This is a genomic window from Paraburkholderia sp. BR10141, assembly GCF_056155635.1.
Map to the genome: position 1 here is coordinate 80746 of NZ_JBMIQH010000006.1, position 14501 is coordinate 95246.

The window sequence follows — 14501 nt, forward strand, 5'->3', positions numbered from 1 at the left end:
TTCACGCAGCGTGGCTGGCTTCAGGCATACGCCGGACGATGCGAGCCTTGCGTGTCGCCGAGATAGCGGTGCACCGAAAGATCGTCCGCGCGGATGGCGGGCTGCTTGCCCGAGATCAGGTCGGCGAGCAATTGGCCCGAACCGCACGACATCGTCCAGCCGAGCGTGCCGTGACCCGTGTTCAGGAACAGGTTCGAGATCGGCGTGCGGCCGACAACCGGCGTGCCGTCCGGCGTCATCGGGCGCAGGCCGGTCCAGAAGGTGGCCTTCGTCGTGTCGCCACCGCCCGGGAACAAGTCGTTGACGCACATTTCGAGCGTTTCACGACGCGCTTGCTTGAGCGTCTTGTCGAAGCCGACGATCTCGGCCATGCCGCCCACACGGATGCGGTCGTCAAAACGCGTGATCGCGATCTTGTAGGTTTCGTCGAGCACGGTCGAAACCGGCGCGGCACTCGCATTCACGATCGGCGCCGTGATCGAATAGCCCTTGAGCGGATAAACCGGAATCTTCACGAGGCCCGCGAGCATCTTCGTCGAGAAGGAGCCGAGCGCGACCACGAACGAATCGGCGCGCACCAACTCGCTGCCGCATTGCACGCCCGCGATACGGTCGCCCTGCATGGCGAGGCCGTCGATCGGCGTGTTGTAGCGGAATTTCACACCCAGTTGTTCGGCCATGGCGGCGAGGCGCGTGGTGAACATCTGGCAGTCGCCGGTTTCGTCGCCGGGCAGACGCAGGCCGCCGGTGAGCTTGCCCGACACCGCGGCGAGCGCCGGTTCTGCGCGGCCGAGTTCGGCTGCGGTGAGCAGTTCGTACGGAACGTTCGCGTCCTTGAGCACGGCGATGTCCTTCGCTGCGCCTTCGAACTGCTGCTGCGTGCGGAACACCTGAAGCGTGCCGCCCGTGCGGCCTTCATACTGAATGCCCGTGTCGGCGCGCAACGCCTGCAGGCAGTCGCGGCTGTATTCCGCGAGACGCACCATGCGGCCTTTGTTGAGCGCGTAGCGTTCAGCCGTGCAGTTCTGCAGCATCTGCCACATCCACTGCAGCTGGAACTTCGTGCCGTCCAGACGAATGGCGAGCGGCGCGTGCTTCTCGAACATCCACTTGATCGCCTTGAGCGGCACGCCCGGCGCGGCCCACGGTGCGGCGTAGCCCGGCGAGATCTGTCCGGCATTGGCAAAACTGGTTTCGAGCGCGGGACCGGCCTCGCGGTCGATCACCGTGACTTCGTGGCCCGCGCGGGCGAGATACCAGGCGCTGGCCACACCGACCACACCACTGCCCAACACGACGACTCGCATAGCTGCTCCATATAGTTTCGTTGAGCTACGCCGCGTTGCCGGGCCCTTGGAAGCCGTCTTTTGGCACCGATAGGGAAGAAGGCATGAAAATCCGGGTGTAGCCAGTATTTGTAGCTATGCTATTGTTGTATGTCCAGGTTTTGTTATCGTATTTTTCAGATTTTCGGGAATAAATCATGAGAACGCAGCGCCAGCCGGTCCGCGCGCTCGACCGGCTCGATCACCGCATCCTGAAGCTGCTCCAGGAGGACGGCCGCATGGCGATGAAGGACCTCGCGGAGCAGGTCGGGCTCTCGGTCACACCGTGCATCGAGCGCGTCAAGCGCATGGAGCGCGATGGCGTGATCACGGGTTACTTCGCGCGTGTGAATCCCTCTGTGCTGGGTGCGGCGCTGCTCGTGTTCGTGGAGATCACGCTCGATCACAAGAGCGGCAACATGTTCGATCAGTTCCGCCGCGAGGTGCAGAAGATTCCCGAAGTGCTCGAATGCCATCTCGTCTCGGGCGACTTCGACTATCTCATCAAGGCGCGCATCGGCGAGATGGCCGACTACCGCAAGCTGCTCGGCGACATCCTGCTGCAACTGCCGGGCGCCGTGCAGTCGAAGAGCTACGTGGTGATGGAAGAGATCAAGGAGACGCTGACCATCGCCGTGGGGGAATGAACGGGTAACAGCGGGCTGAAGGCGGCCCCGTTTTTAGGACTCGACAACGCGGATCGATACTGTATATTTATACAGTATCGATCCGCGCTTTCATGTCCATTTTCTCTACCCGTGACTGATTCCCATCACCCCGATCCCGACGCCTGGTATCCCGTTGCACCGCCCACCGCGCGCAAGGGGCGCGGGGCGGTCACGAACCTGCAAGGGCGCTACGAAGTCGACCAGCGCGAAGCGTTCGACGACGGCTGGCAGCCCACGGGTGTCGGCGGGGAGCGCGATGGTGATGGCGATGAAACCGGCGAGCCCAGGCTGCGCACCGAAGTCTTCGAGGAGCGCGCGAAGAGCATCCTCACACGCAACCAGTCGCCGGACATTCCATTCAACGTCTCGCTCAATCCGTATCGCGGCTGCGAGCACGGCTGTATCTATTGCTTTGCGCGGCCTACGCACAGTTATCTCGGCCTCTCGCCGGGGCTCGATTTCGAGAGCCGAATCTACGCCAAGGTCAATACGGCGGAGTTGCTCGCGCGGGAAATCGCCAAGCCGTCGTACGAGCCCGAACCGATTGCGCTGGGCGTGAATACCGACGCCTGGCAACCGGTGGAGCGCGACCTGCGCATCACACGCCGCGTGGTCGAAGTGCTGGCGGAACGGCAGCATCCGTTCGCGGCCATCACGAAATCCTCGCTGATCGAGCGCGATCTCGACCTGCTCGCGCCGATGGCCGCGCGCCAGCAGTTCATGGCGGCAATCACGATCACCACGCTCGACGCCGATATCGCCCGCTCGCTCGAACCGCGTGCGGCGACACCCGCGCGCCGGCTGCGTACCATCCGCACGCTCGCCGAAGCCGGTGTGCCGGTCGGCGTGAGCATCGCACCCGTGATTCCGTTCGTGACCGAGCCCGACATGGAGCGCGTGCTCGAAGCCTGCGCCGAGGCCGGTGCGACAAGCGCGAGTTACATCGTGCTGCGTTTGCCATGGGAGGTCGCGCCGCTGTTCCAGGACTGGCTGGCGGCGCACTTCCCGCAGCGCGCCGAGCGCGTGATGAGCCGCGTGCGCGACATGCGCGGCGGCAAAGACTACGAATCGGCGTTTTCGCAGCGCATGAAGGGAACGGGGCTGTGGGCCGACCTGCTCAAGCAGCGCTTTCATCATGCCGTGCGGCGCCTCGGGCTCAACGAGCGGCGCCACGGCATTCTGGACATGTCGGCGTTCGTGCAGTCGAAGACCGTGCGCGAGAAGCCTCAGCTCGACCTGTTCTGAGCCGTTACTGCGCGATTTACTGCGAGAGCGCCTTCGCGGCCTCGACCTGCGACTCGAAGTACGTTTGAAACGAGAGTGCGAGTCCCGTCATCAGCAGGAACGCGCCAATCAGCAGCGAGAAGATCACGACGAAAATCACCGTCCAGCCCGAGCGGCTCGTGCGGCCTTTCTCCACGAACGCGGCGTTGAACTGCGCGTCCCATTTGGCGTCGGGGCGAAGTCCGTAGACGATTGCCGCCAGAAATGCCGAGAGGACCGACACCGCGCCGATCACGGCGAGCACCCAGCCGGGAATCGAGGCGCGCTCGGTGGCGACGAGCAGCATCACGCCCGGAATGCCGAGGAGCGTGCCCAACAAATGCGCCCAGCCCCACACGTCGCGCGGGCCATACAGGTAGAAGCGGTGGGCGCCGAGACTGCCAAACAGGAAGGCGAGGGCGGCGGTGAGCGTCTTGGAGCGAAAGCGTGCGAGGTTCTTGTCGTTGGGCATGGGCTCGGGCGAAACGTGGGCGTCGGCCGCCATGAGCGCATTACGTCGAACGCGCACGGGCCGCCGGGCATTGTATGCCGCACGACGCGCTTGCAGCACAAGCGCACGCTTATGCCCGGCACCATGGTCTGCCCGCGTCACGGTTTCGTGTAGGTCACGCGATAAATCGCGCCCGCATAGTCGTCGCTGACGAGGAGCGATCCGTCGGGCAGCGGCAGCACGTCGGCGGGGCGGCCCCATTGGGTCTCGTCTGAATTGAGCCAGCCCTGCGCGAACACTTCCTGGCGTGCGTTCGTGCCGTCCGGGTTGGCGATCACGCGCACCACGCGATAGCCGACCTTCTTGCTGCGGTTCCACGAGCCGTGCTCGGCGATGAAAATGCTGTTCTTATAGTCGGCCGGGAACATCGAACCGGTATAGAAGCGCATGCCAAGCGACGCCACGTGCGCGCCGAGCTTGAGGACGGGGGGCGTGAAGCCGCTGCACGGATGGCCTGCGCCGAACTCGGGGTCGGCGACATTGCCGCCGTGGCAATAGGGAAAGCCGAAGTCCTCGCCCACGTGCGCGAGGCGGTTGAGCTTGTCGTCGGGGATGTCGTCGCCGAGCATGTCCCGGCCGTTGTCGGTGAACCAGAGCTCATGCGTCTGCGGATGCCACGCGAAGCCGACCGTGTTGCGCACGCCGCGGGCGATGGTCTCGTAGTGCGAGCCGTCGGGCTCCATGCGCCCGATCATCGCGAAATGCACGCGCTGCGGGTCGCTGGCCGGCAGACAGACGTTGCACGGCGCGCCTTGCGGCACGTAGAGCTTGCCGTCGGGGCCGAAGGCGATGAACTTCCAGCCGTGGTGGCGCTCGGCGGGCAGCGAATCCGTGACGACGACGGCTTTGGGCGGATCGTCGAGATGACGGTCGATGTCGTCGAGCCGCACGATAGACGACACCGCTGAAACGTACAATGCGCCGTTGCGCCAGGCCACGCCCACCGGCATCGTCAGTCCCGAGGCCACGATATGGCGCTTGATGGCTTTGCCGTCCTTGAGTTCGAGCGCGTAGACGTCGCCGTCCGTACTCCCCACATACAGGAGGGTGCCGTTGCCTGACAGCGTCATTTGGCGCGCACCGGGCAAGTCGGCGGACAGCACCTCGATGTGGAAGCCCGGCGGCAGCTTGATGCGCTCGATGGGAAGCGCCGCTTGAGCGAACGGCGCCGCGAGCAGGGCGGCGGCAAAGGCGAGACACGCCGCTGCAAAGCGTCGGGCCGACTCGCGAGACACCGGAAAAAAGGAGCTGCCACCCACGCCGCCGCCACAAACGCGACGCGGCCATTGCACGAGTCGTCTGAAAGTCGCCACAATTCGCTCCAGGGCCCGCCCATCGTGGGCATGAGCCGCAGTTTGACCGCTTTGTCTCGCCGCTTTCCGCGCGCCGGCGTGCAATTTCCCGTTAAGTGTTTGTTATGCCTCCGGTTTCGGGCTATAATCGCATGTTTCAGTAGTCCCGAACCCCCGGTTTTCAAGGATTTTCGTATGGTCATCATCCGTCTGGCACGCGGCGGCTCGAAGAAGCGCCCGTTCTACAACATCGTCGCAACCGACTCGCGCAACCGTCGCGACGGCCGTTTCATCGAGCGCGTGGGCTTCTACAACCCGGTCGCTACCAAGGGTGAAACGCTGCGTATCGCTCAAGATCGCGTGACGTACTGGAAGGAAAACGGCGCGCAAATGTCGCCGGCCGTCGAGCGCCTCGTGAAGGAAGCGCAAAAGACCGCCGCCGCTGCGCCGGCTGCTTAAGTCTTTAAGCGTCTTTTCAGTCTGTTGTCCGTGTTTCACCCGTGTACGCGCTGCATGATCCGCGTATGCAATATCAAGCTGGTCGCAAGGGGTGCCGATGTCCGCGCATGACGCCAAATCTGCCGTAGAGGCGAACGACGCGTCGGAAAGCGGGGCGCCCGAAGTTGCAGCCAGCGGCGCCGGCAAGGCTGCCGCCCGCGGCGCGCCGTCGTTTGGTGCGTTCGTGCGCAAGCCTGCGCGCGAGAGCGCCGCGAAAGCTGTGCCCGCAACCGGGACAGCCGGTGGCCTGCGCGCCGAAACCGAGGCGAGTTGGCCTGCCGACGCCGTTGAAGTCGGCGCCGTGATCGACGCCTACGGCCTCAAGGGCTGGCTGAAGATCGCGCCGCACGCGCAGGATAGCCAGGCGCTGCTTTCCGCTAAACGCTGGTGGCTCCTCAAGGGCCGCGAGGGTCAGGCGCATCGCGAGCGTCATTGCGCGGTGCGCGTGAGCGCCAAGGTTCATGGTGACAGCGTCGTTGGCCAGCTTTCGGGCGTGGCCGACCGCGATGCCGCGCTGCTGTTGCGCGGCGCGCGCGTGTACGTGAGCCGGGCCGAATTCCCGGCGCCCGCAGCCGATGAATATTACTGGGTCGACCTGATCGGCCTCGATGTCGCCAATGAGGCGGGCGTCGAGCTCGGCAAGGTTGCCGACCTGATCGACAATGGCGCGCAATCGGTGTTGCGTGTCACGTATGCGTCCACGGACAAGGATGGCAAGCCGGCCACCGGCGAGCGCCTGATCCCGTTTGTAGGCGTGTTCGTGAAGACGGTGGACCTGGCGGCGAAGCGTATCGTCGTCGACTGGGAAGCCGACTACTAAGCAGCGGCAACGCTGTGGCAACCCCGCCGCGCGCCTTGATTCAATTTCGCTGAACGGAGAGAGCGATGCAGTTCGATGTCGTCACGCTCTTTCCCGAGATGTTCCGCGCGCTGACCGACTGGGGCATTACCAGCCGGGCGGCGAAGCAGCAGCGTTACACGTTGCGCACGTGGAATCCGCGTGATTTCACGACCGACAACTACCGTACGATCGACGATCGCCCCTACGGCGGCGGGCCCGGCATGGTCATGCTGGCCAGGCCGCTCGAAGCGGCGATCGACGCGGCAAAGGCCGCGCAGGCGCAAGCCGGCGTGAGCGCCCCGCGTGTGCTGCTGATGTCGCCGCAAGGCAAACCGCTCACGCACGAACGCGTCATGCAGTTCGCGCAGGAGCCGGGTCTCGTGATGTTGTGCGGCCGCTATGAAGCGATCGACCAGCGTCTCGTCGACCGCTGCGTGGACGAAGAAGTGAGCCTCGGCGACTTCGTGCTCTCGGGGGGTGAATTGCCCGCGATGGCCTTGATGGACGCCGTGGTGCGCAACCTGCCGGGCGTGCTGGGCGATGCGCTTTCGGCGGTGCAGGACAGCTTCGTCGACGGTTTGCTCGACTGTCCGCATTACACGCGCCCCGAGGAATACGACGGTGTGCGCGTGCCCGATGTGCTGCTTGGCGGCCATCATGCGGAAATCGAGCAATGGCGTCGCCGCGAGGCGTTGCGCAACACGTGGAACAAGCGGCCCGATCTGATCGCGCGGGCCAGAAAGAACAAGATGTTGAGCCGGGCCGACGAGGCGTGGCTCGCTAGTCTCGCGAAGGGCTCGAACGAAGCGTAAGGCTTCGGGCGTGCGCGACAAGGGGCGCAAAAGGCGGTGCCGCTTCATGCGTGAACGGCGCCAGTTGTGAATCCATCCTCTATCGGGGCCGTAGTGCAGCAACCCTGCACAGGTACGAACGCCGACAAGATGGCATACGGAGTCAATCCATGAATCTGATTGAAAAACTCGAGCAGGAAGAAATCCAGCGCGTGCTGGGCGAGAAGACCATCCCCGAATTCGCCCCCGGCGATACGGTGATCGTCAACGTGAACGTGGTTGAAGGTAACCGCAAGCGCGTTCAGGCATACGAAGGCGTCGTGATCGCGAAGCGTAACCGCGGCCTGAACTCGTCGTTCATCGTGCGCAAGATCTCGTCGGGCGAAGGCGTCGAGCGTACGTTCCAGACGTACTCGCCGCTGCTGGCCAGCATCGTGGTGAAGCGTCGCGGCGACGTGCGTCGCGCGAAGCTGTACTACCTGCGCAACCTGTCGGGCAAGAAGGCACGTATCAAGGAAAAGCTGGTGTCGAAAGACCGCGCAGCTGCTCCGGCCGAACAGGCGTAAAAGCTGTAAGAAAGAAGCACCCTCCGGGGTGCTTTTTTCTTTTTGGCCGCAAAATAATCTCGTGTACGTGTAATCCGGGACGCCCGTTGATCCGCCCAGTATTTGAACCCGAAAGCCTGCCGATCGAATCGACGGGCGCGAGCCTTCCGCAGGTCGCCGCGGAACGCCTGACCGCCGCCGGCTTGCGCACGCGCTTCGAGCAGCGCCTGCCGTGGGACCCCGAACCCCAGGAAGCCCGTCTGTTCGAGATGCGCGATCCACGCGAGGCCGCCGTGCTCATGCCCATTGCCATGCGCCCGGGCGGCCTGACCGTGCTGCTCACCCAGCGCGCCGACAACCTCAGCAATCACGCGGGCCAGGTGAGCTTTCCCGGCGGCAGCCGCGAACCTTCCGACCCCACCCCCATCGCCGCCGCGCTGCGCGAGGCGCACGAGGAAGTGAACCTCGACCCCGCGCGCGTCGAGGTGCTCGGCGCATTGCCCGACTACCTCACCGGCACCGGCTTCAGGGTCACGCCCGTGGTCGGTCTCGTGCACGAGCCGTTCAGTCTCGCGGCGGACTCGCTCGAAGTGGCAAGCATCTTCGAAGTGCCGCTCAGCTTTCTCATGAACCCGGTGCATCACCAGGTGCGCGTGCTCCGCTGGGAAGGCGGCGAGCGGCGCTTTTATGCGATGCCGTATCCGGACCGCAATTCGCCGGACCTCGACGTGCCCGAACCCGTCGTCGCTTCCGGTGTCGGCTCCTCGCACTTCATCTGGGGGGCGACGGCCGGTATGCTGCGCAACTTCTACCGTTTCCTGCTCGCGTAACACGTCTGGCGGCGCGTGCAAGCGTCGCTGCGCACTGTTGCGAGTTTGCCGCCCGAATTGCCGGCGATGGTCAGGCACATCTGGCCCTGTGATATCGTTGCAACACTTTCATAAAACCCCTTTCGCAACCCGATCTGCACGGCGCGTCGCATGACCTTCTTTTCCGTATTGCTGGCTCTCGTCATCGAACAGGTGCGGGCGCTGTCGCCCAATAATCCGGTCATGGCGCTCGTGCGCCTCAATGCGGAGTGGGCCGCTCACGGCTTCGACGCCGGCAAGCAGAAGCATGGCCTCCTCGCGTGGCTCGTGGTCGTGCTGCCGTGGACGCTCGCCACGGCGCTCGTCTACTACGTGCTGTACCACATCAGCTTCGTGCTGGCGTTCCTGTGGAACGTGGTGGTTGTGTACTTCACGCTCGGTTTTCGCCAGTTCAGCCACTATTTCACCGACATCCATCTCGCGCTGAACAACGACGACGTGCCGCGCGCGCGTGAAATCCTCCAGGAATGGACCGGCATCGACGCCGTGGACATGCCCGTGAGCGAGATCGTGCGCCACACGCTGATTCACGCGGTGATCGCCTCGCATCGGCACGTGTTCGGCGTGTTCTTCTGGTTTCTCGTGCCGATCGGACCCGCGGGCGCCGTGTTGTACCGCATCGCCGAATATCTCGCGCGCGAGTGGGCACGTCCGGCCGAGGACCGCACCGAGGCGTTCTCGAACTTCGCGCAGCATGTGTTCTTCGTGATCGACTGGGTGCCTGCGCGGCTCACGTCGCTCGGCTTCGCGATCGTCGGCAACTTCGAGGACGCGATCTACGCCTGGCGCAACCACACGAACCAGTGGCCCGACACCAACGAAGGCGTGCTGCTCGCCACTGGCAGCGGCGCGCTGGGCGCGCGCCTGTCAGGCCCGCTCGCCGAGCAGTCCAGCGTCGATGTGCTCGCGCAGCCGGGCGAGGGCGGTCCGTACACGGTGGGCGACGACTGCACGCCGCGTACGCTGCAATCGGCCGTGGGCCTCGTATGGCGCGCCGTGATCCTGTGGATGATCCTGCTGCTCATGCTGACGATTGCCGTCTGGCTCTGAGCGCCCGACGCTGAGTCGCAGAAATGCAAATGGGCCGCTTCCAGCGGCCCATTTTCGTCTGGATCAGCAACTCACGCCGTTACTCGTCGCGCACGTCGCGATCGCGTCCGCAATTCCAGCACACGGTGAACTGCGCCTCGAGCACCTCGCCGCAGCGCGCACAGCGCCACTTGGGCGAGCCCGGCGGCGGCCCGTTCACGGCTTCGTCAATCAGACGCCGGGCGAGCTTCTCGTCGCGCTCGTCGACGAGCCACAGTTCGGGCGCGCACTGCTCGGCCGGAATCTCGCCCATCGCGCCGCTCAGGTAGCGGTTGTGCAGCTCGCAGGGGACGCCCGCCGTCGCCAGGATGTTCATCCAGTGCTGGGCGATCAGCAGATTCGGCGCGCGCACGAGCTTGAGCATAGGCGTTGGGGGCAGGCGGCGCGTCAGCGCACGATCTGGCTGATCTCGTGGATGAGCTGCGCGTAGAGCGCCTGGCGCTCGGGCGCGATGCGGCCGTCGTCCACGGCTTCCAGAATCGCGCAGCCCGGCTCGTGCAGGTGATGGCAGTTATAGAAGCGGCAATGCGCGAGCAGCGGCCGGAACTCGGGGAACGCACGCTCCAGCTTGCCTTCGGTGAGGTGATAGAGGCCGAACTCCTGGAAGCCCGGCGAGTCGATCAACGCGCCGCCCTCGGGCAGCGTGTAGAGCCGCGTGAACGTCGTGGTGTGACGGCCGCTGTTGAGCGCCGTCGAGATCTCGCGCGTGGCCGCTTCGGCGTCGGGGATCAGCAGGTTCACGAGCGTCGACTTGCCCATGCCCGACTGGCCGAGCAGGATCGTCTGATGGCCGTGGAGATGCTCGGCCAGCACCGCGTGTGCTTGCTCGGGGCGGCCCTTCACCGAAACCTCCAGCACCGTATAGCCCAGCGCGCGATAGCGTTCGAGGCGCTGGCGCGCGAGCGGCAGCGCGGGCTCTACGTCGATCTTGTTGAGCACGATGAGCGGCTTGAGGTCGTTGGCCTCGGCGGCCACGAGCGCGCGCCCGAGCAGGTCCTCGCTGAAGTGCGGCTCGGTGGCGAGCACGATCAGCAACTGGTCGAGGTTCGCCGCGAAGAGCTTCGACTTGAACTGGTCGGAGCGATAGAGCAGGTTGCGCCGCTCGCCGATCGCGACGATCACGCCCTGGTCGGCGGAAGTCGACTGATACTCGACGCGGTCGCCCACCGCAACCTCGCTCTTCTTGCCGCGCGGGAAGCATTGCAGGTGCGCGCCGCCGCCGTCGGGCGCGACGAGATAATGGCGCCCATGGGCGGCGATCACCACGCCGTGCAGCGTGGCGCCTGCAGCTTTTGCGTTGCCGGCGGCTTTGGATGCGCGCCGGTTCATGCGTGCGCGAGCAGTCGGTCGATCCGCTGCGAAGCCGGCGGATGCGAGTAGTAGAACGCGGTATAGAGCGGGTCGGGCGTGAGCGTCGACGCGTTGTCCTCGTAGAGTTTCACGAGCGCGTTGACGAGATGCTGCGCGTCCGTTTGCGTGGCGGCGAAGGCGTCGGCCTCGAACTCGTGCTTGCGCGAGGAGAGGCTGCCAAGCGGCGTAACGAAGAACAGGAACACGGGCACGGCGAGGAAGAACAGCACGAGCGCGAGCCCTTCATTGCCGCCGAGCAGCGACGGCCGCACGCCGAGCCCCTCGTAGAACCAGACGCGCTGCGAGAGCCAGCCGAGCAGGGCGAGCAGCGCGAGGCTGATCGCAAACGTGACGACCATGCGCTTGATCACGTGACGGCGCTTGAAGTGACCGAGTTCGTGCGCAAGCACGGCCTCGATCTCGCTGCCGGACAGGCGCGCGAGCAGCGTGTCGAAGAACACGATGCGCTTGGATGCGCCAAAGCCCGTGAAATAGGCGTTGCCGTGCGCGGAACGGCGGCTGCCGTCCATCACGAACAGGCCCTTGGCCGCGAAGCCGCAGCGCTGCATGAGCGCCTCGATGCGTGAGCGCAGCGCTTCGTCGCGCAGCGGTTCGAACTTGTTGAAGAGCGGCGCGATGAAGGTGGGGTAGAGCACCAGCACGAGCATCTGGAAGGCGACCCATACGGCCCACGTCCAGAGCCACCAGAGGCTGCCCGCCTGCTTCATGAGCCAGAGCACGACGAAGAGCAGTGGAATGCCGAACGCGGCGCCGATCAGGAGCCCCTTGATGCGGTCCATGATGAAGATGCGCTTCGTCATGCGATTGAAGCCGAAGCGCTCCTCGACCACGAACTGGCGGTAGTAGTCGAGCGGCAGCTCGACCAGGCCGGAGATGGCGAGCACGGCCCCGACCAGCGCGATCTGGCCCACATATTCGCGCCCGATCGCGTCCGAGATGCCGAGATCGAGCGCCTGCACGCCGCCGAGCAGCGTGAGCGCGATCAGCACCACGGCGCTGAGCACGATCTCGATCATGCCGAGGCGCGTGCGCGCGACCGTGTAGTCGGCGGCGCGCTGGTGCGCGGCGAGCGGGATGGTGGCGGTGAACTGCGCCGGCACCGCGCCGCGGTGGGCGGCCACGAAGCGGATCTGGCGCGACGCGAGCCAGAGTTTGGTCGCGACCATGGCGAGCACGCCGACGACGAACAGCACGCTGAAGTACAGCGCAGGGGAGGGGGACAGATTAGGCATCCAGGAAGTCCGTGGTATCTATGCGACAATTATATGTTCTCGCCGGCCGGGCATCGCATCCTGTCGATGCCGCGCACGCGCCGCGCCACCAACGCTCTTCGGGTTGCCTTTCATGACTGACATTACCGCTGCCGGCGCGCCGCTCATCGAGCGCACCGACATGAACCTGATCTGGCTCGATATGGAGATGACGGGCCTCGATCCCGACAACGACCGCATCATCGAGATCGCCGTGGTGGTGACGAACTCGACGCTCGAGAAGCTCGTGGAAGGCCCCGTGCTGGCCATCCATCAGCCGGAGTCGGTGCTCGACCGCATGGACGAATGGAACCGCAACACACATGGCCGCTCGGGCCTCACCGAGCGCGTGCGCGCTTCGACCGTCACGGAAGAAACCGCGACCGAGCAGATCATGGCGTTCCTTTCGCAATACGTGCCGCCGGGCAAGTCGCCGATGTGCGGCAACTCGATCTGCCAGGACCGCCGCTTCATGGCGCGCTGGATGCCCACGCTCGAGCGCTTCTTTCACTACCGCAACCTCGACGTGAGCACGCTCAAGGAGCTGTGCCGCCGTTGGCAGCCCACCCTCTACAAGGGTTTCCAGAAGCGCGCGATGCACACGGCGCTCGCCGACATCCACGAGTCGATCGACGAACTCAAGTACTACCGCGAGCACTTCCTCGTTCCGGCGCCGGGCATCGTGCCCGACGTGGCGGCAGGCGAGGCCGGCCCGGCGCTCTGAGCGCCGTTGAGACACGCAGCAGCAGCGGCGCTGCCGCTGCTGCGCGATCGTTGAAGTTCGAGTGTCAAGCGCGCGGCGCCCGCTGCGCGTTCCTGGGCCGGAACGCCGCCACGACGTTCGGATCGGTTTCGATATACGGTCCGCCGATCAGGTCGATGCAGTACGGCACGGCAGCAAAAATACCGGGCACCTTCACCGCGCCCTGATCGTCGCGCAAGCCTTCCAGCGTTTCCTTGATCGACTTCGGCTGCCCCGGCAGATTGATGATGAGCGCCGCGTGGTCGTCGTTCTCGCGGATCACGGCAACCTGGCGCGACAGAATGGCCGTCGGCACGAAATTCAGGCTGATCTGGCGCATCTGCTCGCCAAAGCCCGGCATTTCCTTTGTCGCGACCGCGAGCGTCGCCTCGGGCGTCACGTCGCGGCGTGCGGGGCCGGTGCCGCCCGTCGTCAACACGAGGTCGCAGCCGAGGCCGTCCACGAGCGCCGTGAGCGTCGCGGAGATTGTTCCCGCGTCGTCGTGGATCAGGCGCGTTTCGGCGCGCCACGGCGTTTTCAGCGCGTTGCCGAGCCACTCCATCAGCGAGGGAATGCCCTTGTCCTCGTAGACGCCGCTCGTCGCGCGGTCGCTGACCGACACGAGGCCGATCACGAGTTCGTCAGGATGGCTGCGCTCAGGCTTCGTCATCTTCGCGGTCCTCGTCGGCACGCTCGTCGTCCTGGTCTTCGCTCTCGCCGGCGCCCTGGGCGCTCGCGTCCTTGATCCACTGGAACAGCTCGCGGAAGGACCTGGGCGGCTTGCCTTGCTCCTGCTCTCGGCGCGCGTTGCGGATCAGCGTGCGGCCTTCCTGCGGGTCGGCGGCGGGGTGCTGGCGGATGAATTCGGTGAGCGCGGCGTCGTCCGCGAGCAGCTTGTCGCGCGTGCGCTCGATCCAGTGCAGGCGGGCCGTGGCGGCCCTGTTCACGCCGCGGTGCTCGTCGAGCTTCGTGCGCAGCGCGGCGACTTCGGCCTCCGTGAGCCCGCGCATCATGCGGCCCACGTACTGGAGCTGGCGGCGACGGCCTTCGTGGTCGGTGATGCGGCGGCACTCGTGGACGGCGTCCGCGAGGTCTTCGGTCATCGGCATGCGCTTGAGCGCGTCCTTGGGCAGTTCCACGAGGGCCTGGCCGAGTTCCTGGAGCGCTTCCATGTCGCGCTTGAGCTGCGATTTGCTCGGGCGATCGTAGCCGTTGTCGTCTTGTTCGGCGACAGCGTCGTTCATCGGTTGAATGCGGGTTTTGCGTTTCATGGGGCGTATTGTAGCGTGCGCGCGCGTGCGGCTCGGGCTGGAAGTCGGCGGAAAGCGGCGCCGGCGGCCCGATGCGGGTGCGGGCATTGGTACGGCGGTTGGTGCGGGGGCCAGGCGGCGAAAGCGCCTGTGATGCGTGTTCACATACCTTGCTATGATCGCGGGATGCGCTTTG

At 65.4% G+C, this 14501-nt stretch carries 17 protein-coding genes; 9 read left to right on the forward strand and 8 right to left on the reverse strand.

All coding sequences use genetic code 11. The annotated features are described in order from the left end of the window. Positions 1 to 20 precede the first annotated feature (20 nt). Positions 21 to 1307: a D-amino acid dehydrogenase gene (locus ACOJB8_RS10610; RefSeq protein WP_368616018.1), complete on the reverse strand. Its 1287-nt coding sequence runs from the start codon at positions 1305 to 1307 to the stop codon at positions 21 to 23. Positions 1308 to 1483: 176 nt separating this feature from the next. Here ACOJB8_RS10610 and ACOJB8_RS10615 point away from each other — a divergent pair, with 176 nt between their 5' ends. Together ACOJB8_RS10615 and ACOJB8_RS10620 are read left to right on the forward strand one after the other, a co-directional pair. Next, positions 1484 to 1972 (forward strand): Lrp/AsnC ligand binding domain-containing protein, encoded by a 489-nt coding sequence (locus ACOJB8_RS10615; protein ID WP_042261052.1) that lies wholly within the window; start codon positions 1484 to 1486, stop codon positions 1970 to 1972. A gap of 111 nt (positions 1973 to 2083) precedes the next feature. Continuing rightward, entirely contained in the window at positions 2084 to 3238 is a 1155-nt protein-coding gene (locus ACOJB8_RS10620; protein WP_475012462.1) for a PA0069 family radical SAM protein, read from the forward strand. 16 nt (positions 3239 to 3254) lie between these two features. Here the strand turns inward: ACOJB8_RS10620 and ACOJB8_RS10625 are convergent, their stop codons facing one another. Further along, the gene (locus ACOJB8_RS10625) at positions 3255 to 3761 is read right to left on the reverse strand and encodes an NINE protein (RefSeq protein WP_475012464.1); all 507 of its coding nucleotides are present in this window, start codon (positions 3759 to 3761) and stop codon (positions 3255 to 3257) included. 104 nt (positions 3762 to 3865) lie between these two features. Beyond that, positions 3866 to 5026 (reverse strand): PQQ-dependent sugar dehydrogenase, encoded by a 1161-nt coding sequence (locus ACOJB8_RS10630; RefSeq protein ID WP_475012466.1) that lies wholly within the window; start codon positions 5024 to 5026, stop codon positions 3866 to 3868. Positions 5027 to 5254: 228 nt separating this feature from the next. Here ACOJB8_RS10630 and rpsP point away from each other — a divergent pair, with 228 nt between their 5' ends. From rpsP to ACOJB8_RS10660, 6 genes are all read left to right on the forward strand, one after another. Beyond that, on the forward strand, positions 5255 to 5518 hold the full coding sequence (rpsP, locus tag ACOJB8_RS10635; protein ID WP_028206744.1) for a 30S ribosomal protein S16: 264 nt from the start codon (positions 5255 to 5257) through the stop codon (positions 5516 to 5518). A 97-nt stretch (positions 5519 to 5615) separates the two neighbouring features. Next, positions 5616 to 6377, forward strand: a complete 762-nt coding sequence (rimM, locus tag ACOJB8_RS10640; protein ID WP_069262620.1) for a ribosome maturation factor RimM — start codon at positions 5616 to 5618, stop codon at positions 6375 to 6377. A 65-nt stretch (positions 6378 to 6442) separates the two neighbouring features. After that, on the forward strand, positions 6443 to 7210 hold the full coding sequence (trmD, locus tag ACOJB8_RS10645) for a tRNA (guanosine(37)-N1)-methyltransferase TrmD (RefSeq protein ID WP_069262619.1): 768 nt from the start codon (positions 6443 to 6445) through the stop codon (positions 7208 to 7210). Positions 7211 to 7359: 149 nt separating this feature from the next. Next, the gene (gene rplS / locus ACOJB8_RS10650) at positions 7360 to 7755 is read left to right on the forward strand and encodes a 50S ribosomal protein L19 (RefSeq protein ID WP_035522529.1); all 396 of its coding nucleotides are present in this window, start codon (positions 7360 to 7362) and stop codon (positions 7753 to 7755) included. An 86-nt stretch (positions 7756 to 7841) separates the two neighbouring features. Next, on the forward strand, positions 7842 to 8564 hold the full coding sequence (locus ACOJB8_RS10655; protein WP_069262618.1) for a CoA pyrophosphatase: 723 nt from the start codon (positions 7842 to 7844) through the stop codon (positions 8562 to 8564). A 150-nt stretch (positions 8565 to 8714) separates the two neighbouring features. Continuing rightward, positions 8715 to 9653, forward strand: coding sequence for a CobD/CbiB family protein (locus ACOJB8_RS10660; RefSeq protein WP_475012470.1), 939 nt, complete (start codon positions 8715 to 8717; stop codon positions 9651 to 9653). Positions 9654 to 9732: 79 nt separating this feature from the next. On the opposite strand, the gene ACOJB8_RS10665 is transcribed toward ACOJB8_RS10660, so the two are convergent. From ACOJB8_RS10665 to ACOJB8_RS10675, 3 genes are read right to left on the reverse strand one after another with little or no spacing between them, the layout of a single operon-like run. Beyond that, entirely contained in the window at positions 9733 to 10056 is a 324-nt protein-coding gene (locus ACOJB8_RS10665; RefSeq protein ID WP_475012472.1) for a putative signal transducing protein, read from the reverse strand. A 23-nt stretch (positions 10057 to 10079) separates the two neighbouring features. After that, a complete protein-coding gene (rsgA, locus tag ACOJB8_RS10670; protein WP_475012473.1) occupies positions 10080 to 11021 on the reverse strand; it encodes a ribosome small subunit-dependent GTPase A in 942 nt (313 codons plus the stop codon). Continuing rightward, on the reverse strand, positions 11018 to 12295 hold the full coding sequence (locus ACOJB8_RS10675) for a M48 family metallopeptidase (protein WP_368616020.1): 1278 nt from the start codon (positions 12293 to 12295) through the stop codon (positions 11018 to 11020). Before ACOJB8_RS10675 ends, rsgA begins: the two co-directional genes overlap by 4 nt. A 112-nt stretch (positions 12296 to 12407) precedes the next feature. Here ACOJB8_RS10675 and orn point away from each other — a divergent pair, with 112 nt between their 5' ends. Further along, positions 12408 to 13037 (forward strand): oligoribonuclease, encoded by a 630-nt coding sequence (gene orn / locus ACOJB8_RS10680; RefSeq protein ID WP_069262614.1) that lies wholly within the window; start codon positions 12408 to 12410, stop codon positions 13035 to 13037. Between the two features lie 64 nt (positions 13038 to 13101). Here orn and mog read toward each other — a convergent pair whose 3' ends face one another. Both mog and yjgA read right to left on the reverse strand, forming a co-directional pair. Next, on the reverse strand, positions 13102 to 13725 hold the full coding sequence (gene mog / locus ACOJB8_RS10685; RefSeq protein ID WP_368605520.1) for a molybdopterin adenylyltransferase: 624 nt from the start codon (positions 13723 to 13725) through the stop codon (positions 13102 to 13104). After that, a complete protein-coding gene (gene yjgA, locus ACOJB8_RS10690; RefSeq protein WP_069262612.1) occupies positions 13712 to 14326 on the reverse strand; it encodes a ribosome biogenesis factor YjgA in 615 nt (204 codons plus the stop codon). The genes mog and yjgA overlap by 14 nt, the downstream gene beginning before the upstream one ends. Between the last annotated feature and the right edge of the window lie 175 nt (positions 14327 to 14501).